Here is a 17,600-nt window from a genome sequence, read left to right as displayed (position 1 = left end):
GCCCGTGGCCACCATGTCAAAACCCCGCCCTTCCCTGGATTTCTGGTTACTGACGATCACCGCAGTGCTGGTGATCGGTGCCGGCCTGGGGCTGCGCGATCCCTGGCCCTCGGACGAGCCGCGCTTTGCCCTGGTCGCCAAGCAGATGGTGCTCAGCGGAGACTGGCTGTTCCCGCATCGCGGCAACGAGCTGTATTCGGACAAGCCGCCGATGCTGATGTGGCTGCAGGCGCTGTTCTACACGGTCTTGGGCAACTGGCGGGTGGCCTTCCTGCTGCCCTCGCTGCTGGCGGCACTGGGCACGCTGGTCTGCGTCTACGACCTGGGGCGGCGGCTATGGACCCGGCGCGTGGGCGCTTATGCGGCATGGATGCTGCTGTTCACCCTGCACTTCACCTTCCAGGCCAAGAAAGCGCAGATCGATCCGCTGGTGGTGTTCTGGATCACCCTGGCCAATTACGGGCTGCTGCGTCACTTGCTGATGGGGCCGGCGTGGCGTTGGTGGGCGCTGGGCTGGTTCGCCGCCGGGCTGGGGGTCATCACCAAGGGCGTGGGCATCATTGCGCTGCTGATGCTGATCCCGGCCGGGATCGCCGCGGCGCGCGGCTGGCCGGGCGTGCGCGTGCATGTGCGCGACCGCCGGTTCTGGCTGGGGCCGCTGCTCTTCTTCGTCGCCATCGCGCTGTGGTTCGTGCCGATGATGGTGACCGCGCTGACCGCCGGTCAGCCTGAGTACCGCGTGTACCTCAACGACATCCTGCTGCGCCAGACCGCCAAGCGCTATGCCAGTTCCTGGGATCATGCGCAGCCGGTGTGGTACCACCTGCAGAGCATGGCCACGATGTGGCTGCCGCCCATCCTGCTGCTGCCGTGGGCGATCCCGGCGTGGCGGCGGCGGTTGCGGCGGCGCGATGCGCGCTACCTGCTGCCGCTGGCGTGGTGGCTGCTGGTGCTGGTGTTCTTCACCATTCCCAGCGGCAAGCGCGATGTCTACATCCTGCCGGCGCTGCCGATGTTCTGCCTGGCGCTGGCACCCCTGGCGGCGGGCCTGCTGCGCCGGGTGGGCGTGCAGCGGTTGCTGTTCGGTTTCGTGGTGCTGCTGACCGTGGCGTTCACCGCGGCTGGGGCAGCGATGCTGATCGGGCACCCGGGGTTCGAGCAGAAGATCATGGACAGCCGCGGGGTGGGCAGCGAAGCCACCGACCCACTGGGCTGGCTCTTGTTGGCAGTGGGCAGCTGGGGCGTGGCCAGCGTGCTGTTGCTGCGGGTCCGGCGCTCCGCGCTGGCGGTGGCCTCGTTGCTGGGGGCGTGGTGGGTGGCGTTCGGCCTGGTCTGCTATCCCATCTTCAACGACTCCAGCTCGGCCGGCGCGGTGATGCGCGAGGCCGGGCGCTGCGTCGGCCCGGAGGCAGAACTTGGCCTGGTGGCCTGGAAGGAACAGAACCTGCTGATGGCCGATCGCCCGGCACGCACCTTCGGCTTCAAGGTGCCCTGGGACGTGCAGTTGCGCGACGGCGTGGCGTGGCAGGCCGCCCGCCCGCAGCGTCGTTGGCTGATGGTGCAGGAAACCGCACTGCTGGGTTGCGTGGACCGCAGCCGTAGCGTGCTGGTGGGGGTGGCGAACCGGCGCCGCTGGTGGCTGGTGCCCGCCGACGCCGTGCAGGGCGACTGCGTGGCCAGCGCCACGGAGAAAGCCGTGGAGGCACGCGAGCAAGGCAACCTGGACACCGAATGAGTCGGCCGCAGCGCAATCGTCCACCCGACCCGAAACGTCGCCGCCTGCCGCTGTCTAGCAACGATTCATGCGGCGCAGCGTTAGCTTGGCCGGCGTCGCCGCTGCTGGGCATGGGCGCTTCCCTTCATTCCTTGCCATCGAAGTGCCGATGACTTTCTCTTGTCCCCCGTCCACTTCGCCCACACCGCTTGGCTCCATCGCATCGTCGCGGGCGGGACGGGGCATCGCCGAGCTGGGTCTGTTCTGCCTGACCGCGTTGGTGGTCAGCATCCCCGGTGGCCTGCTGCCGTTTGGCCTGTGCTTGTTGCTCGGTACGCTGGTTGGGTGGCGCGCGTTGGGTGCCGGTATCGGCGCGCGCCGCTGGCCGTTGCGGACGCTGTGCTGGCTGACGGTGGCGGTGATCGCGATGTCGCTGCTGTCGATCGCCTTGTTCGAGCCGGCGTTACGCGATGTCGACAACCGCTCGCGCTTCCTGGTGCTGCCGTGGGCGGCGCTGTGGGCCTACGCCCTGCAGCCGCGCCAGGTCTGGCTATGGCGTGGAGCGCTGGTTGGCGTGTTCGCGGCCACGTTGATCGCCGTGGTGCAGGTCGGTAACGGCGCCGACCGTGCCGAGGGATGGACCAACGCCATCGTGTTCGCCGACCTGACGGTGCTGTTGCTGGTGGTGGTGGCGTTCTGTCGGCCGGTCGGCGGCATGCGTTGGTTGCTGGGTGCGGCCATCGCCGCGGTGGTGGTGATTGTGCTCAGCGGTAGCCGCGGGGTGTGGCTGGCCGCGTTGCTGACGCTGGGCGTGCTGATTTGGGAGGCACCCTGGCAGAGCGCGCGGCTGCGGTTGTTGAGTTTCGTGGGCAGCGCGGCGGTGGCGGTGGCGGTGGTCTTCAGCGTGCCGGCACTGACCGAGCAGATGCGTCTTGGAGAATTGCAGAGCGATCTGCAGCGTTATGAGGTTGGCGATGCCGATTCGTCGGCCGGGGCGCGCATCGAGCGTCTGCATGTGGCCTGGGACACGCTGCTGGCGCACCCGCTGACCGGCGTGGGCGTGGGCCGTTTCGACGATGCGATGCGCGAGTTGCCGGTCTGCGCCGGCGATACCTGGATGCTGCGGTGCCACCTGGGCCATGCGCACAACGACCTGGCCGAATGGGGCGCCACCCAGGGCGTGCCGGGGGTGTTCCTGCTGCTGGCGGTCTATGGGATTCCGCTGTGGATGTTCGTGCGTCTGCATCGGCGCAGCGGGCAGGCGCAGTTCCGCGGCCCGGCGGCGGCCGGGGTGATGATCGTGATCGGTTACGCCTTGTGCGGGCTGACGCAATCGATGTTTGCGCACCAGATCTCGGCCAGCTTCTACACGGCCATGGTGGGCGTGCTGACCGGCCTTGCGGTGCGTCAGGCGGAGCAGGCCAGGCAAGCGCTGGGCACTGCCTGAGCTGCGCGTGCCAATGGCGCCTGGCATGCCGAAGTGTCGGCGGCCGATTGCCCACGGCACCGGCCGCCGCGCACGCCGCATTCAATCGTCACGCCGATCCGATGTGCGCGGTGGGTCCTGCACGGGCTGGTCGTGCTGCAACAGCCACAGCATGATGGTCTTCTGGCGCACGTAGTTGGCGCGCACGTAGGCATAGATCAGACCGTGCCAGCCATCGCGAAACCCGCCACGCAGCAGGTAGCCGCGCCAGAAGCGCCAGGCCGGCGCCAGCACCAGCTTGCTCCAGGTGGCGCGCTTGCCGCGTGCGTGATCGTGTTCGGCCATCATCTGCGCATAGCGCTGGGTCTTGGCCAGTTGTTGTGCCAGCGAGCGGTAGGGGTAGTGGATCAGGTCGCCGGCCAGGGTGATGACCGCGCCATCCACGCTGGCCGCTTCGTGGATCTCGCGCTTGCCGCGCCAGCCGCCACGGCGTCGGTCGAACAGGCGCAGCACGCGGTCCGGATACGCGTTGCCGTGGCGCAGGAAGCGACCGAAGTAATCCGACAGCCGCGCAAATCGGTAGCCGGCGGCGCCGGCGAAGCCGGCATCGCGCGCCGCGAGGATGGCATCGCGCAGGGTGTCGCTGATGCGTTCGTCCGCATCCAGGCACAGCACCCAATCGTGGCTGGCCTGCTGGACGCAGTAGGCCTTCTGGCTGCGGTAGCCGTCGAAGGCGCGTTGCAGCACGCGCGCGCCCTGCGCGCCGGCGATGGCGGCGGTGGCATCGGTGGAGCCGGAGTCCACCACCACGATCTCGTCGCAAAATGCCAGCGAGGTCAGGCAGTCGCGTAGGCGATCGGCCTCGTTGAACGCGATAATGCAGGCGCTGATGCGCGGCCGTTGGTCGGGTGCGGTCGAAGAGGACATGTGATGGCCGATTACCTGCTGTTCGCAACGGAACGTTACGCCTTGCCTATTCTGGCGCCATTGGCGCAGGCATTACAGGCCCGTGGCGATGCGGTGTCCGCCTGGTACGAAGGCGGCGCGCGCGGCCTGACGCTGCCGGGCGTGCGCGAAGTGGGCTTGCGCGACGCACTGGCCTTGCGTCCGCGTGCGGTGTTCAGCGCGGCCAACTGGGTGGCACCGTTCGTGTCCGGCGCCAAGGTGCAGCTGTTCCATGGCTTCAACGTGCAAAAGCGCGAAGACAACCGTGGGCATTTCCGCGTGCGTGGGCTGTTCGATCTGTACTGCACGCAAGGCCCGGCCACCACCGCACCGTTCCGTGCGCTGGCCGCGCGCGAAGGGCATTTTGCGGTGGCCGAGACCGGCTGGCCCAAGCTCGACCCGGTGTTCCGCGACGATGGCGGACACAGTGCCGCACTGCGCGCCCCGGCCAACGGACGCCCGACGATCCTGTTCGGTTCCACCTTCACCGAGCGGTTGAGCGCGGCACCGGTGCTCTTTGATGAGATTGCCGCCGACATCGCGCGCGGCACGCATTACTGGTTGCTGACACTGCACCCCAAGTGCGCATCGGAATTGTTCGATCGTTATCGCGCGCTGGCCGGCGCCAATGCACGCTTCGTCGAGCCGGAAGAGGTGATGGCCGCGCAGCGTGCGGCCGACGTGCTGGTGTCGGACACCTCGTCGATCGTGTCCGAGTTCGTGGTGCAGCACAAACCGGTGGTGACCTTTCGCAACCGCGTGCCGCAGCCGCATATGCTCAACTTCGCGCAGCCCGAGCAACTGCCGCAACAGCTGGCGCGCGCGCTGGCACCGGATGCCGAGTTGCGTAGCGCACTGGCCGCCTATGCCGATGCGATCCACCCGTATCGCGACGGGCATTCGTCGGAGCGGGTGATTGCCGCCACCGAGGACTTCATCGCCGGCAGGCTCGGCACATTGCGCAGCAAGCCGCTGGGCGCGCGATGGCGAGGACTACAGATCCGGCGCGAACTTGGCTATTGGGGTCCGGCGCAGCATTGATGGCCACTGGTCGATCGCTGCCGAGATAACGCTGCCAACAGCAACGTCCACCCGATCCCGATTCCCCAATCCCGATTCCCGATTCCCGATCACCAGCGCAGCTTGCGACGGGCCAGCGCGGCGCCAAGTTGCGCCTGCAGCGCCTGCGCCTGCGCCAAGGGCACGAAGCGCAACCGCAAGGCCGGGCCGGTGGCGCTGGCACCGGCGGTGTCCAGCCACAGCGTGGCGGTGCCGGTCAGGCGATCCAGCGGTGAGCGTTGCAACTGCAGTGCCTGCAACTTGTCCAGTTCGGCCAGCCGCCACCAGCGCTTCCACCAGCCACCGCGCACGGCCACGTAACGCGCATCCACGGCATAGCCCATGCGCTGCACCTGCCGGTAGGCCTTGAACGCACTCCACGGTAGCCACAGCAGCAACCAGGCCGCCTGATGGCCAAATTGCCACGCCAGCGCGGCCACCAGTGGCAGCAACAGCAACGCCGTCGGCAGGCTCAGGCGCCACCAGCAATGGGTGGCGATGGCCTGCCACTGCGCCGGCGGCCAGGCGATACCGGGCAACAAGCGCTGCAACAGGGCATCGCAGCGGTGTGGGTCGGCGATCGGTGCCAGCTCCTTCAATGCGCTGTCCTGGTTGTCGCCCGCGCCGGCCACCGCGGTATCCACGCGCAACTGACGGCGACCGAACAGCCGATGCAGCCGGCTTTCGTACACGGTCCACGCCTGGATGCGCCGCAATGCCACGCTGCTGCGGATGCGGGTCAGCAGGCCGCGTTCCACGGTGAGGCGGCGTTCCGATTCGCTCAGGTGGAAGCCGTGGTACTGCGCCACGGCCAGGGCCACCGACAATGCGCGCATCGCCAGCAGCACCGCCAGGCAGGCGATCGTCACCAGCGTGGCGGTCACCGCAGCGCCCGGGTGCACCTGGCTGACATAGCGGTAGGCCAGCTCGCCGTTGGTTTCGATGAAATTGGACGCCACGCGGCGCGGAATCAGCTGGTAGATCACGCCGAAGGCGGCAGCCACCACCACCATGCCGCGGTTGGAGATCAGGCCCAGGCGGATCACTTCGGCCACCGGCAGGCGCAGCAGGGTGCTGTGCTCTTCCATGGGCGCGGCGAGCGGCGCGGCATGGTGCACGCGGCGCCGGATCAGGTCTTCCAGCGCCAGTGCCTGGTCCAGCCGCAGCACGCGCATCTGCGCTTCCGGCTTGCGGCCGCCGGCCGATTCCAGCCGCACCTCGGCCACTCCCGTCAGCCGGTGCAGCAAGGATTGATGCACCACCACGTTGTGGATGCGGGCGAACGGAATGTCGCGCCGGCTGCGTTCGAGCAGCCCACTGCGGATGGCCACGCTGTCTTGGCCGATGCGGTAGCGATAGGTGAAGTAGCGCAGCACCGAAATGACCACCAGCGCCGCGATCACCAGGCCGGTGGCGATGTGATCGGCCGAGTCGCGGTTGCCGTCGCGGCTGCCGAAGACGATCAGGGCCACCAGCGGGATCAGGAACTGGCGGATCTGCTGCAGCAGCACGAACACCCACGACAGCGGATGCAGGCGCTGCTCGTCGTCGTCGCCGGCGTGCTGGACCGCACTCACAGCGCGTCGTCGTGGTGATCGAGCTGGCGCGCAAGACGGTCGCGCAAGCGTTCGGCATCGGCCTGATCCAGGCCAGACAGCGCCACGGCGTTGAGCCGGCTACCGGCGGTGTGTACCACCAGCGTGGTCAGCCGCGTGGCGCGTTCGATCGGGCCGCGGCGTAGGTCGACGTGCTGCACGCGCGACATCGGAACCCGGGTATCGCTTTGCCACAGATGGCCGCGCTGCAGCGCCAGTCCATGCGTGTCGAGTTTCCACAGCGTGAGTCGGTGGCGTTTGACCGCCAACCAGGCACCCAGCAGCGCAGCCACCAGCATGACGCCCAGCACGGCCGGCCAGTACCGCCAGACGTGCAGCACCGTCGCGGCCACCCCGGCCGCGATCAAGGCCGTGCCGCCGCCGCCCAGCGCACCATTGACTGCCGCCACGTAGGCACCGCGTTGCGGCAGCTGTTGCCACTGCGCATGGTCCGGGACCGGCGGCGTGGGCTCTGCGCGAACCAGGATGTCGGGGTGCGGTGGTGGTGCGTCGTGCACGAGGCGGGCCTGCTAAAGCGGTTCGCCAGCATAGCCGGGCACACGGACGCTCTGCATCCGACGCGGCGCCGATGCCGCCGCTGCGGCCGCGAGCCTGCCGGCCGGGCTGTGCCAGCCGCGCGGGACCGAGGTTGCGGTGGCAGCACGCCGATGCGCTGCCCGGGCTGTAGCGCGAGGCCGGCCTGGCCGCTGCGCTTGCGGGCGGGGAGCGGTAGGCGCCGCTGCTGGGCGCCCGCGCGACGCGGCCGCCGCCCGCGCCAGGCCGGAGCGAGGGTCCGAAGCGCGCTACTGCGCCGCCAGGATCAGCGCATCCACATCCAGCGCATGGCCGGCGCGCGTGGCCTTGGTCCGCAGATACTGTTCGTTTTCCGGGGTGATGTCGCCGGTGACCGGAATGCGGTCGTCCACCGCGATGCCGGCCGCGCGCAAGCGCTCGACCTTGGCCGGGTTGTTGGTGAGCAGGCGGATGTGGTCGATGCCCAGTCCGTGCAACATCGCCACCGCGCCGCCGTAACGGCGCTCGTCCGGCCCGAAGCCCAGCTGCGCATCGGCATCGATGGTGTCCAGGCCGGCATGCTGGTACCCGTAGGCGCGCATCTTGGCGGCGATGCCGGTGCCGCGACCTTCCTGGTCCAGATACAGCAGCACGCCACCGCCCAGCTCCTTCAGCTTGGCCAGCCCATGCCGCAACTGGTCGCCACAATCGCACTTGAGCGAACCGAACAGGTCGCCGGTCAGGCACGAGGAATGCACACGCACCGGCACCGCCGCCGATAGGTCGGGCTGGCCGACCACGATCGCCACCTGGTCGCGCTGCGCCACGCCGCCACGGAACACCACGAATTCGCTCATGCCCAGGCCGCGCAGCGGCACCGGGGTGCGGGTGACCAGCTCGTAGCCGGCAGCAGCCGACTTGGCGCACCCGCTGCCCAGGTCGTCCAGTGCCAGCGACTGGCAGCCGGCGAAGGCGGCATGGTCGTGCACATCGGGCAGATCCACTGCCAGCAGCGCCGGCAGCAGCAGCCCCAGCCGCGCAATCTCCACGCTCCCGGCATCCAGTGCATCGCCTGCGCTCCACTGCGCTGGCACCGGGGTATCGCGCAGGTAGGCCAGCGCAGCCAGCTGGTCGTAGCTGAGTTCACGCAAGGCCACGCGTGCGCCCTGCGGTGCGGTCAGCCCCAGCACCTGCGCGCGTGTGGGCGTCACGAACAGATAGTGGCGCCCCTGCGCGGCGCGCGCGAATGCTGCGTACGATGGCGCGGTGCTGCTGTCCAGCGCCAGCACCGCGCGCGCCTGCCCAGCGGTAGCGGTCAGCAGCACCGGCCGGCCGGCGCGCAGTTCGGAGGCGGCGCGCTCGCAGCGGATCGCTGCCGGATCGCCGAAGGCCTGTGCGCTGGGGGAGGGGACGGGGCTGCTCATGCACGACTCCAGATGGGGATTGCCACGGCTGCTTCAAGACGCTCATGCGGCGCCCGGCGCGGCCATGCCACGGTCGCGCGCCGCGCCACCGCACGCGCGACAGCGACGCCCCTCGGCCAGTCGCGCCGCAGCCGGTCGCCAGGTGGTCGCGCGGCGCCATTGTGGCGCGGTTCGCGTCAGGCAGTGGCACGGGCAGATGGAACGCTGCATCCAAACGGTTGCCCCCTGAGTGGCAGGACAGGCGCCGATTGGTTGTGTGCCGCTCGCGTTGTTCAGCACCCGGCAATGCTTTCTAATTCCACCACCTTCCCCCGCCGCGGATCCCATGCGTATCGTCGACTGCAGCCAAGCGCGCCATGCCGCGGCCATCCTGGACATCTTCAACGAGGCCATCGCGCAATCGACCGCGTTGTATGACTACCGGCCGCGCCCGCCGGAGAGCATGGTCGGCTGGTTCGCCACCAAACAGGCGGGTGGTTTCCCGGTCATCGGGGTGGAAGACGCCGACGGCACCCTGATGGGCTTCGCCAGCTATGGCACCTTCCGGGCGTGGCCGGCGTTCAAGTACAGCGTCGAGCACTCGATCTACGTCCACCACGATCATCGCGGCAAGGGGCTGGGGCGGCTGCTGTTGCAGGCCTTGATCGAGGCGGCGCAGCAGCGCGGCGTGCATGTGCTGGTCGGTGGCATCGACGCCAGCAACCAGGCCAGCATCGCCTTGCATGAACAGTTCGGCTTCACCCATGCCGGCACGGTGCGCGAGGCCGGCTTCAAGTTCGGGCGCTGGCTGGACCTGGCGTTCTATCAGCGCATCCTGGCCACGCCCGCCGACCCGCACGACGATTGAAGCGCAACGTTTGAAGCGCAACGTTGCAGCGTGCGCGCCGCTTACAGACTGTGGCCGCGTGCGCGCCACCGTGACCGGAGCGCCGCCGCGCTAGTGCGGATGCCGCTCGGTCGCGTACGGGTTGGCCTCGCCGCTGCCCGGCGGGCGCAGCGTGTAGCGCTTGTAGGTCCACTGGTACTGCGCCGGATCGCGCCGGGCGATCTGCTCGATCTCGGCATTGAGCGCGCTGGCCGCGCGTACAGGGTCAGGGTCGGCCACCGCCGGGTCGGCCGGCTGCACATGCAGCGCGAACTGCAGATCCTCGCCTGCACGCTCGCACCAGCCATACAACACGGTGGCACCGGTGCGCTCGGCCAGCCGGTTGACCAGGGTCATGGTCAGCGCCTGCCTGCCGAAGAACGGCGCAAACACGCCATCGCCCATCTTCGGTTGCTGGTCGGGCAGGATGCCGACCGCACCGCCGTCTTTGAGGACCTTGAACAGCTGGCGCACCGCCGGGCCTTCGGCACGCACCTGGCGCACGTTGTCGCCGCCGCGCGCCAGCTGCAGGAAACCGTCCATCGCCTCGGACGCAGGCGGCCGGTACACGATGGCGATCGGGCCGCGTTCGGACAGCCACTGATTGAGCAATTCCCAGTTGCCGAAGTGCGGCGCCGCCACGATCACCCCGCGCCCGGAGGCCAGGGCAGCGTCGTAGAGTGCCTGGCCGTTGCGTTGCAGGCGCGCCAGGTTCTCCGCCGGCGGGCTGGTCCAGGTGCGCAGCACCTCCAGGGTCTGGCGAGCGGTCGAGCGCAGGATCTGCGTGTGCAGCTGCGCGCGCTGCGCATCGCTCAGCTCCGGGTAGGCCAGTTCCAGGTTGCGGCGTGCCACGCGCGCTTCGCGCGCATCGAGCTTGCGCCAGCTCCAGGCCAGCGTATCGGCCACGCGCTTGAGCAGCGACCATGGCAGGCGGCCCACGGTGGCAGCGGTGGCGTAGAGCAGGCGAGCGCGAAGATCAGGTGTCATCGCCGCAATTCTAAACAGCGTGGGCGGCGAAGGCCCGTAGGTGACAGGGCGGGCAGCGCTGGGCATGCTGCGCGGCACACTTTGCTACCCAGGATTCTGCATGCTCGCCTTGATCCAGCGCGTCTCCCGGGCCTCGGTCAGCGTCGATGACCGGATCGTCGGGCAGATCGACCCCGGGCTGCTGGCGCTGGTTGGCGTAGAGCCCGGCGACGGCGATGCGCAGATCCGGCGCCTGGCCCAGCGCCTGCTCGGCTACCGGGTATTCGGCGACGACGCCGGCAAGATGAACCGCTCGCTCGCCGATACCGGTGGCGGGCTGCTGCTGGTCAGCCAGTTCACGCTGGCGGCCGACACCCGCTCCGGCAACCGACCGGGCTTCAGTACGGCCGCGCCGCCCGGGGAGGCTGAACGGGCGTTCAATCAATTGGTAGGGATCTGCCGTCAATTGCACCAGGGCAGGGTGGAAACCGGGCATTTCGGCGCCCATATGGTTGTCGACCTGGTCAACGATGGCCCGGTGACCTTCCTTCTCAGACCCTAGAAACCCACGTCCACCAGCGGTCCTGTCTTGAATCCGGCAGACCGGGCTTCACGCTGGTATAATGCTAGGTTCTCTTTCCAATCTCAAAGCCGGTGGCGCGAGCACTCATGGCCAACGAACGTCCTGCCCAGCAATCCGACATCAAGCTCCTCATCAGCAAGGGCCTGGAACAGGGCTATCTGACCTACGCCGAAGTCAACGACCATCTGCCCGACGACCTGGTCGACCCGGAGCAGATCGAAGACATCATCAGCATGATCAACGGCATGGGCATCGATGTCCATGAAGTTGCACCCGATGCCGAAACCCTGTTGCTCAACGACGGCAACACCGGCAACCGCGAGGTGGACGACACCGCCGCCGAAGAAGCTGCTGCCGCGCTGACCGCGCTGGATACCGAAGGTGGCCGCACCACCGACCCGGTGCGCATGTACATGCGCGAGATGGGCACGGTGGAGCTGCTGACCCGCGAGGGCGAAATCGCCATCGCCAAGCGCATCGAAGAAGGCCTGAGCCAGGTCCAGGCCGCGCTGGGCGTATTCCCGCTGTCCACCGAACTGCTGCTGGCCGATTACGAAGCGCACAAGGAAGGCAAGAAGCGCCTGGCTGAAATCGTGGTCGGCTTCAACGACCTGATCGAAGAAGCCGACGCCGCCGCTGCGGCGCTGGCGGCCGCCGGCCCGGTTGCCGTCTCCGAAGACGACGCTGCTGAAGACGACGACGAAGCAGACGGCGATGACGACGCTGCCGAGGAAGAAGCCGGCCCGACCGGCCCGGACCCGGTGGAAGTGGCAACGCGCATGGAGAACCTGGCCAACGAATACGCCAAGTTCAAGAAGGTGTATGCCAAGAACGGCGCCGAGCACAAGCTGGTGGTCAAGGCGCGCGAAGACATGGCCGCCATCTTCACCACGCTCAAGCTGCCGCTGCCGCTGACCGACGCGCTGGTCACCCAGCTGCGTGGCGTGGTCAACGGCATCAAGGACCACGAGCGCAAGGTGCTGCACCTGGCCACCACCGTCGCACGCATGCCGCGCAAGGACTTCATCCGCTCCTGGGAAGGCAACCAGACCAATCTGGAATGGGTGGAAGACGCACTCAAGCGCAAGCAGAAGTGGTCGTCCGCGCTGCGCGACGTCAAGGACCAGATCGTCTCCGAGCAGCAGGGCTCGATGGAGATGGAAAAGGCCAGTTACCTGACCCTGGGCGAGATCAAGGAGATCAGCCGCGCGATGGCCTATGGCGAAGCCAAGGCACGCAAGGCCAAGAAGGAAATGGTCGAGGCCAACCTGCGCCTGGTCATCTCCATCGCCAAGAAGTACACCAACCGCGGCCTGCAGTTCCTGGACCTGATCCAGGAAGGCAACATCGGCCTGATGAAGGCCGTGGACAAGTTCGAATATCGTCGCGGCTACAAGTTCTCCACGTACGCAACGTGGTGGATCCGCCAGGCCATCACCCGCTCGATCGCCGATCAGGCGCGCACCATTCGTATCCCGGTGCACATGATCGAAACGATCAACAAGTTGAACCGCATTTCCCGCCAGATGCTCCAGCAGTTCGGCCGCGAGGCCACGCCGGAAGAACTGGCCAAGGAAATGGACATGCCGGAAGACAAGATCCGCAAGGTGATGAAAATCGCCAAGGAGCCGATCTCGATGGAAACCCCGATCGGCGACGACGAGGATTCGCATCTGGGCGACTTCATCGAGGACACCAATGTGGAGTCTCCGATCGACAACACCACCAACATCAATCTCTCCGAGACGGTGCGCGACGTGTTGGCCGGCCTGACCCCGCGTGAAGCCAAGGTGCTGCGGATGCGCTTCGGTATCGACATGAACACCGACCACACGCTGGAGGAAGTGGGCAAGCAGTTCGACGTCACCCGCGAGCGCATTCGCCAGATAGAGGCCAAGGCGTTGCGCAAACTGCGTCATCCCAGCCGCTCGGAACAGCTGCGCTCGTTCCTGGACATTGATTGATCGCTTAGGCGTCAATGCAGTGATGACACCACGGCCCCGTACACGCGGGGCCGTGGCGTTTGCGGCACGGCACGGCCATGCGTGCGGACTCGGTGTCGATCAATGCACCAAAGCGGATGAGGCGGCTTCACGCCCTGGCGACAAAACCGCACCACAACAGCGCATTAAGTAGATGTTTCTTCCAATCTCACGCGGTGTTCCGCTGCGGCATCTAGAGTGACGCACGACTGCAAACGAGACCGCCCGATGAGCAGGCAAAGCCGCTTCGAGACCACTACCTACCGCGATCATGAGATTCGCGTGCGCGCCGAACAGGCCTCGCCAACGGCCAAGTGGACAGTGTGGGTAGATGTCTATGCGGACGGCGGCAACACACGCCTGCCGCGCATCGACGACCACACCCGCACACTGGACACCTGCCAGGATGCCATCGCCGACGGATTCCGTGCCGGACGGCAGCTGATCGAGCGGCAGTGCCTAACAGCCGATGCCTGATGCGCAGCCTTGCATCGCGCGCGGTCTACATGACAGCGAGAGGCATCTACGGGCCAGGATCGAGCGGTTGATCGCCGCAGCACAAACTCTCGCAACGCCTACGGCCCATTCCCACGCACGCGCCTGCAGAAGCCAGCAGACAAGTTCGCTGGCACGCAGGTAGACTTGCTCCGCTCCCTTCAAGCCGGACGCATGGCGAGGCGGGATCGGAGTGCGATGCAACAGGGCCCATAGCTCAACGGTTAGAGCAGAGGACTCATAATCCTTTGGTTGAAGGTTCGAATCCTTCTGGGCCCACCATGCAAGGCCGGCGCTCGCATCCGCAAAACCACCGCTGCATTGTGCGGGTGACTCTTCGGGAACTTGTCTAGCCCGTCCCACGTAGGCCAATGGCGGCGTGCCCGTTTCCGAGCGGTGTGGGCCAGCACGGCATCCTTGGTCACGTTCCACAGATGACGCAGCGCGTTCGGCGGCATGGACGCCTCGACGGTGTCCAACTCAAGGAACTGCAGGATGAGCGACGGAGATGTTGTGGCTGCTCATATGCTGGCGATGTCTGCCAGTTGGCGGGCAAGATTGGCCTGCGAAGCCACCGGCATCGCATAGCGGCTATCGTCCTTCAACAGCATACGCACGCCATATTGCACACTGCGTGTCGGCCGCGAGGCGTTGCAGGCGTCGGCCGATCCAACCCGATTCGCGCTGGTTGGACCGCTTGCGCAGATCGCCGGCAGCGGTGCGCGCGCAGATGACGATGGTCCCGTGAGACATGGGGATATCCAAGAACCTGCCCTGTTTGTTCCGTCTACCGCCGCATGCTACGCGCCTTGGCCGGCATCTCCCGCTGCGGCAACACCTCCATCAACACCTGCCCCGCGCTGGCGGTGATGCGCAGCTTGGTGCCGATGGCAAAGCCCAGTTGTTCTAGCCACAGGCCGCTGAGGCGGACGTGGGGGACGTGCTGGTCGCCGCCGTGGTCGTGGGCGCCGGGATAGTGCGTGTAGCTGACGGTGCATTGGCGCGGGCGGCGGGCGCGGCGGGGTGCGTGTAGCGTGCCGGGTCCTTGCGGGAGGGTGTCCGGGTCGGGCGGCAGCATCGGTGGCAGCTTGGTGCGGTCGGGCTCCACAACCACCCACTGCACCCGCTTGGGTGGCGCAGGGCGCGCACGCGTGCGGGTGGGCCGTGCGCTGGCAGATGCCGTGGGTGGGCGGTGGCGTGTCATGGCGCCTCCGGGTAGCGGTAGGTGATGGATGCGGCGACGCACTGCTGCAATGCCATGGTCCTGCGTGCGAACTGGCGGCTGCAGGTGTGCGGCAACACAGTGAGCTGGCGACTCAGCGGATGCGCTGGAGTGTCGCTCGCCTGCTCAACCGCAGCGCATGCGGCAAGCCGGCGCAGCACCTCACGCATATCCCACCGCAGGCGGTGAGCGAAGGCTGGCAACAGATCAACCGGCACAGATGCCGGCAGGGATGGTGCGGTAGACATGGCAACGCCCTCCTGGAACAACCCAAGAACCGTCACCAACGGCGACGGGATGTCGGGAGGTTCGAAACCGCACACAGCCGGCGGGCGTATTCCCCTTGCGGGTGTTGTATTAGCCGCCCTCCCGACGCAGACATCGTGTCGGTTGCACCTGCCGGATGCAGGCACAAAAACCCCACTGGTTTGACGGAGGTGGGTACCGCCATGTAAGGAGTTTCGAAGCTCCTCGAGTCTAGATTGCGAACGCAAAATGCGGCGCGTCAGTAGCAACTGAAGAAGACACTTGGCGTGTTTGAGTGGCGTACTGCCGGCCGCCGAGGAATACTGACGATCACAGACGTTGGTTCGATGCGCGATCGCCGAGGGAATCTAGATGAGTTCAATGGATGAAGTGGTAACCGGACATAGTGCCGACATTGATGTGGAAGCGATCACACTCACAGACCCGAGCTTTCTATCGCTCTCTGCGGCAATGGCTCACTACACCCAGGTGACCGAACAGAGCCGCGCCGGCCCAGTCGAGCGCTGGAGCTTGGCGATCGGCTTGATCGGTGCGGGCGTTGGGATCTTGGCCGGCGTTCTATTGGACGGAAAAGCTGGCAGCTATTTAGCTGTTTTCGGACTTGTGACTGAGCTGACAGGGTTCCTGATTTCGGCAGCGCTCACCGTCAAGCGCGAATGGCGGGGGTTCCGCCGCCCCTATGCAGACCACGCAGAACAGATGGAGCGGGAGTTCCATCAGTATCAATCGATCGTGGCAGCACTTCGCAGATTTCCGCTGGAACAACGCCGTCGGCGCGAGGCATTCATGCGCGATCGTCGTAGCAACATGCACGACCGTCTGGGGTTGTTCACTGGCGGCATGGAGAAGCTGGGCTTCATGCCAGTCTTGCTAGCCCTGTATCTGCAACTGAAAGACTGGCGTTGGGGTGGCTGGACGGTCTTGAGCAAGATCACCCTAATCCAGGGCGTGCTGGCCTTCTCGCTGCTGTTTGCCTTTGCGACGTCATGGCATCTCATTCGCCTACGTATGCGTGTGCAGTCGTACGAGCAATTATTGGTTGAGGCAAACCGGCAAGATGGTAATCTTATCAAATAATCGGCTGGCGAGCTTAGATATCTACTTGTGCTGTGATGGCGAACCTGCAAGTCCCTAACCGTACACCTGCCCAGCTAGATAAGTGTTGTCATTACCAAGCCAACATAGTCTGATATAGAAGGAATTGAGATGTCAGAGACCTTTGAGTGGATCAGCTTCTCAGAAGGCCGGGCACGGTTTTCTGGAGGCATTCGTGGATTCGACGAAATGGGCCACGACACATTCGCGGTCGAAGTCGATCAAACTGAGATCTTTGGTGAGATAGAACCAAAGTGGATGGACGACAAGGTCCACTTCAATGTCCATATCACCCGCTTCGGATATCTAGATCAATTACAGGTCGGAATGCCACTGCCTTCTTTCTCAACAAAGACATTCACTCTTGAAGAGCTAGAGAGGGTCAAGGTCCTAATTAATAAGTTGATTGCGGCAGGTTTGCAATTCGAAGACAGGCCAGCTGTGCTAATGGAGTCGAAAAAGTCGTTTTTCACCGGGCAACTGATCTTTGAGCAGGACTGGGCGCTAGTTACATCGGCTCATTCGTAGGGGATGTGCAGATGAATGACTACAAAAGCGATGTCGCACTCATTAGACAATCCAATAGCCTGGAAGAAATAGCAAGCATTGCACGACAATATGCTGCTACAGCCGAAAAAGAAGGCGGAATTCTATATAGCAGGCCCATCGGAAATGTCTCTTCCGAAAGGATATCAGTCAACCTGTCGCAGGAAACCGGGCTCCCGATCATCAATGAAACTCCCCGAGCACACTTTCTTTCTGATGAAAAAGTTCGTAGTTCAATCGAAAAGAAAGCCAGAGAAATCTTCGAAGATTTTGGTCAGGACGCGGCCACAGCGAGGAATTCTGCAACTTCATTCCTATACGGCGATCCGAACGTCCCATCGCAGAACCCGACGTCTTTGTCGAGGTGCCTCTGGGGCGAGGCCTCCCACGAGTTCGCAAGTTCCCTGCGCGGTGATATCAAAGTTGTTGCTTCCGCTGCCAACCTAGAGCGTGTCTTCGGTCAGGTAGAAGTGCCAGCCGTCCTGAACAACCCGAATGTTACCTCGTTAGGCGGACAACCTATTCCGAAGCTGCAGGCGCTGTATACCCAAGGTGGTGTGGGTGCAGTGCTGCCGGAAGTGCAAACACAGTTTATCCAAGCAGCACCCAAAGGAATCTTCACAACGCCGCAGAGCATTGGGAAAGAGATCAAGAACGTCACGTTCGCACGCTAATTCGCTGTAAGTTTGGAACTACAGCAAACACGCTTCAAGCCATCCGCAGAACTCACTGCATCGGGCATGGTCCGGGCGCCAACTGGGCTCGATGCGCCAGCCGCGAGTTCTGGTGGAAAAGCGCTTACCGCAGAAGCAGCGTAAGCGTCCGCCAACCTCACCTATACAAGCAGCCAGCAGCCCGTTGGGATATCGCGTTCTTCCCAACGGATCTCCCCGATGTCTTCAA

Annotated in this window: 16 protein-coding genes, 1 tRNA gene and 2 pseudogenes; 12 read left to right on the top strand and 7 right to left on the bottom strand. The window is 65.5% G+C overall.

Annotation, left to right across the window (positions count from 1 at the left end; all coding sequences use genetic code 11):
• Nucleotides 1-13 precede the first annotated feature (13 nt).
• Both XcuCFBP2542_RS11795 and XcuCFBP2542_RS11790 read left to right on the top strand, forming a co-directional pair.
• Nucleotides 14-1,735, top strand: a complete 1,722-nt coding sequence (locus tag XcuCFBP2542_RS11795; RefSeq protein WP_104603755.1) for an ArnT family glycosyltransferase — start codon at nt 14-16, stop codon at nt 1,733-1,735.
• A gap of 148 nt (nt 1,736-1,883) precedes the next feature.
• On the top strand, nt 1,884-3,161 hold the full coding sequence (locus tag XcuCFBP2542_RS11790; RefSeq protein WP_104603754.1) for an O-antigen ligase family protein: 1,278 nt from the start codon (nt 1,884-1,886) through the stop codon (nt 3,159-3,161).
• Between the two features lie 81 nt (nt 3,162-3,242).
• Here XcuCFBP2542_RS11790 and XcuCFBP2542_RS11785 read toward each other — a convergent pair whose 3' ends face one another.
• Entirely contained in the window at nt 3,243-4,067 is an 825-nt protein-coding gene (locus XcuCFBP2542_RS11785) for a glycosyltransferase family 2 protein (RefSeq protein WP_104603753.1), read from the bottom strand.
• Here XcuCFBP2542_RS11785 and XcuCFBP2542_RS11780 point away from each other — a divergent pair, their 5' ends adjacent.
• The gene (locus XcuCFBP2542_RS11780; protein WP_104603752.1) at nt 4,068-5,126 is read left to right on the top strand and encodes a CDP-glycerol glycerophosphotransferase family protein; all 1,059 of its coding nucleotides are present in this window, start codon (nt 4,068-4,070) and stop codon (nt 5,124-5,126) included.
• Between the two features lie 89 nt (nt 5,127-5,215).
• Here XcuCFBP2542_RS11780 and XcuCFBP2542_RS11775 read toward each other — a convergent pair whose 3' ends face one another.
• From XcuCFBP2542_RS11775 to ribA, 3 genes are all read right to left on the bottom strand, one after another.
• Nucleotides 5,216-6,721, bottom strand: coding sequence for a PH domain-containing protein (locus XcuCFBP2542_RS11775; protein WP_104603751.1), 1,506 nt, complete (start codon nt 6,719-6,721; stop codon nt 5,216-5,218).
• Nucleotides 6,718-7,257, bottom strand: a complete 540-nt coding sequence (locus XcuCFBP2542_RS11770) for a PH domain-containing protein (RefSeq protein ID WP_104603750.1) — start codon at nt 7,255-7,257, stop codon at nt 6,718-6,720. Before XcuCFBP2542_RS11770 ends, XcuCFBP2542_RS11775 begins: the two co-directional genes overlap by 4 nt.
• Nucleotides 7,258-7,542: 285 nt before the next feature.
• A complete protein-coding gene (gene ribA, locus XcuCFBP2542_RS11765; RefSeq protein WP_104603749.1) occupies nt 7,543-8,676 on the bottom strand; it encodes a GTP cyclohydrolase II RibA in 1,134 nt (377 codons plus the stop codon).
• 325 nt (nt 8,677-9,001) lie between these two features.
• Here ribA and XcuCFBP2542_RS11760 point away from each other — a divergent pair, with 325 nt between their 5' ends.
• The gene (locus tag XcuCFBP2542_RS11760) at nt 9,002-9,523 is read left to right on the top strand and encodes a GNAT family N-acetyltransferase (protein WP_104603748.1); all 522 of its coding nucleotides are present in this window, start codon (nt 9,002-9,004) and stop codon (nt 9,521-9,523) included.
• A 90-nt stretch (nt 9,524-9,613) separates the two neighbouring features.
• Here XcuCFBP2542_RS11760 and XcuCFBP2542_RS11755 read toward each other — a convergent pair whose 3' ends face one another.
• Nucleotides 9,614-10,528: a lauroyl acyltransferase gene (locus XcuCFBP2542_RS11755; protein WP_104603747.1), complete on the bottom strand. Its 915-nt coding sequence runs from the start codon at nt 10,526-10,528 to the stop codon at nt 9,614-9,616.
• 100 nt (nt 10,529-10,628) lie between these two features.
• On the opposite strand from XcuCFBP2542_RS11755, the gene dtd reads away from it, so the two are divergent.
• From dtd to XcuCFBP2542_RS20305, 5 genes and pseudogenes are all read left to right on the top strand, one after another.
• A complete protein-coding gene (dtd, locus tag XcuCFBP2542_RS11750) occupies nt 10,629-11,069 on the top strand; it encodes a D-aminoacyl-tRNA deacylase (RefSeq protein WP_104603746.1) in 441 nt (146 codons plus the stop codon).
• 107 nt (nt 11,070-11,176) lie between these two features.
• A complete protein-coding gene (gene rpoD / locus XcuCFBP2542_RS11745) occupies nt 11,177-13,054 on the top strand; it encodes an RNA polymerase sigma factor RpoD (RefSeq protein WP_104603745.1) in 1,878 nt (625 codons plus the stop codon).
• Nucleotides 13,055-13,226: 172 nt separating this feature from the next.
• A pseudogene (locus XcuCFBP2542_RS11740) lies at nt 13,227-13,549 on the top strand (hypothetical protein).
• A gap of 224 nt (nt 13,550-13,773) precedes the next feature.
• A tRNA-Ile gene (locus XcuCFBP2542_RS11735) sits at nt 13,774-13,849 on the top strand.
• Between the two features lie 246 nt (nt 13,850-14,095).
• A pseudogene (locus XcuCFBP2542_RS20305) lies at nt 14,096-14,315 on the top strand (IS4 family transposase); the annotation flags it as partial.
• A 39-nt stretch (nt 14,316-14,354) separates the two neighbouring features.
• Here the strand turns inward: XcuCFBP2542_RS20305 and XcuCFBP2542_RS11730 are convergent.
• Both XcuCFBP2542_RS11730 and XcuCFBP2542_RS11725 read right to left on the bottom strand, forming a co-directional pair.
• Entirely contained in the window at nt 14,355-14,771 is a 417-nt protein-coding gene (locus tag XcuCFBP2542_RS11730; protein WP_104603743.1) for a SymE family type I addiction module toxin, read from the bottom strand.
• On the bottom strand, nt 14,768-15,073 hold the full coding sequence (locus XcuCFBP2542_RS11725) for a hypothetical protein (RefSeq protein ID WP_249027646.1): 306 nt from the start codon (nt 15,071-15,073) through the stop codon (nt 14,768-14,770). The genes XcuCFBP2542_RS11730 and XcuCFBP2542_RS11725 overlap by 4 nt, the downstream gene beginning before the upstream one ends.
• Nucleotides 15,074-15,407: 334 nt before the next feature.
• Here XcuCFBP2542_RS11725 and XcuCFBP2542_RS11715 point away from each other — a divergent pair, with 334 nt between their 5' ends.
• From XcuCFBP2542_RS11715 to XcuCFBP2542_RS19370, 3 genes are all read left to right on the top strand, one after another.
• Nucleotides 15,408-16,133 (top strand): hypothetical protein, encoded by a 726-nt coding sequence (locus XcuCFBP2542_RS11715; RefSeq protein ID WP_167526963.1) that lies wholly within the window; start codon nt 15,408-15,410, stop codon nt 16,131-16,133.
• A 129-nt stretch (nt 16,134-16,262) separates the two neighbouring features.
• Nucleotides 16,263-16,679: a hypothetical protein gene (locus XcuCFBP2542_RS11710; RefSeq protein WP_146090328.1), complete on the top strand. Its 417-nt coding sequence runs from the start codon at nt 16,263-16,265 to the stop codon at nt 16,677-16,679.
• An 11-nt stretch (nt 16,680-16,690) separates the two neighbouring features.
• Nucleotides 16,691-17,371, top strand: coding sequence for a hypothetical protein (locus XcuCFBP2542_RS19370; protein WP_146090327.1), 681 nt, complete (start codon nt 16,691-16,693; stop codon nt 17,369-17,371).
• The last annotated feature ends 229 nt before the right edge of the window (nt 17,372-17,600 follow it).

Origin of the sequence: Xanthomonas cucurbitae (assembly GCF_002939885.1) — a bacterium.
In the GTDB taxonomy this organism is placed as follows: Bacteria; Pseudomonadota; Gammaproteobacteria; order Xanthomonadales; family Xanthomonadaceae; genus Xanthomonas; species Xanthomonas cucurbitae.
Note: the sequence above shows the minus strand (reverse complement) of the source record. Positions and strands in the feature narration are given on the sequence as shown.

Coding starts and splice junctions, on each gene's coding strand:
- dtd (WP_104603746.1), top strand. CDS start 10,629: ATGCTCGCCTTGATCCAGCGCGTCTCCCGGGCCTCGGTCAGCGTCGAT.
- XcuCFBP2542_RS11760 (WP_104603748.1), top strand. CDS start 9,002: ATGCGTATCGTCGACTGCAGCCAAGCGCGCCATGCCGCGGCCATCCTG.
- XcuCFBP2542_RS11715 (WP_167526963.1), top strand. CDS start 15,408: ATGAGTTCAATGGATGAAGTGGTAACCGGACATAGTGCCGACATTGAT.
- XcuCFBP2542_RS11790 (WP_104603754.1), top strand. CDS start 1,884: ATGACTTTCTCTTGTCCCCCGTCCACTTCGCCCACACCGCTTGGCTCC.
- XcuCFBP2542_RS11710 (WP_146090328.1), top strand. CDS start 16,263: ATGTCAGAGACCTTTGAGTGGATCAGCTTCTCAGAAGGCCGGGCACGG.
- XcuCFBP2542_RS11795 (WP_104603755.1), top strand. CDS start 14: ATGTCAAAACCCCGCCCTTCCCTGGATTTCTGGTTACTGACGATCACC.
- XcuCFBP2542_RS19370 (WP_146090327.1), top strand. CDS start 16,691: ATGAATGACTACAAAAGCGATGTCGCACTCATTAGACAATCCAATAGC.
- XcuCFBP2542_RS11730 (WP_104603743.1), bottom strand. CDS start 14,771: ATGACACGCCACCGCCCACCCACGGCATCTGCCAGCGCACGGCCCACC.
- XcuCFBP2542_RS11755 (WP_104603747.1), bottom strand. CDS start 10,528: ATGACACCTGATCTTCGCGCTCGCCTGCTCTACGCCACCGCTGCCACC.
- rpoD (WP_104603745.1), top strand. CDS start 11,177: ATGGCCAACGAACGTCCTGCCCAGCAATCCGACATCAAGCTCCTCATC.
- XcuCFBP2542_RS11785 (WP_104603753.1), bottom strand. CDS start 4,067: ATGTCCTCTTCGACCGCACCCGACCAACGGCCGCGCATCAGCGCCTGC.
- ribA (WP_104603749.1), bottom strand. CDS start 8,676: ATGAGCAGCCCCGTCCCCTCCCCCAGCGCACAGGCCTTCGGCGATCCG.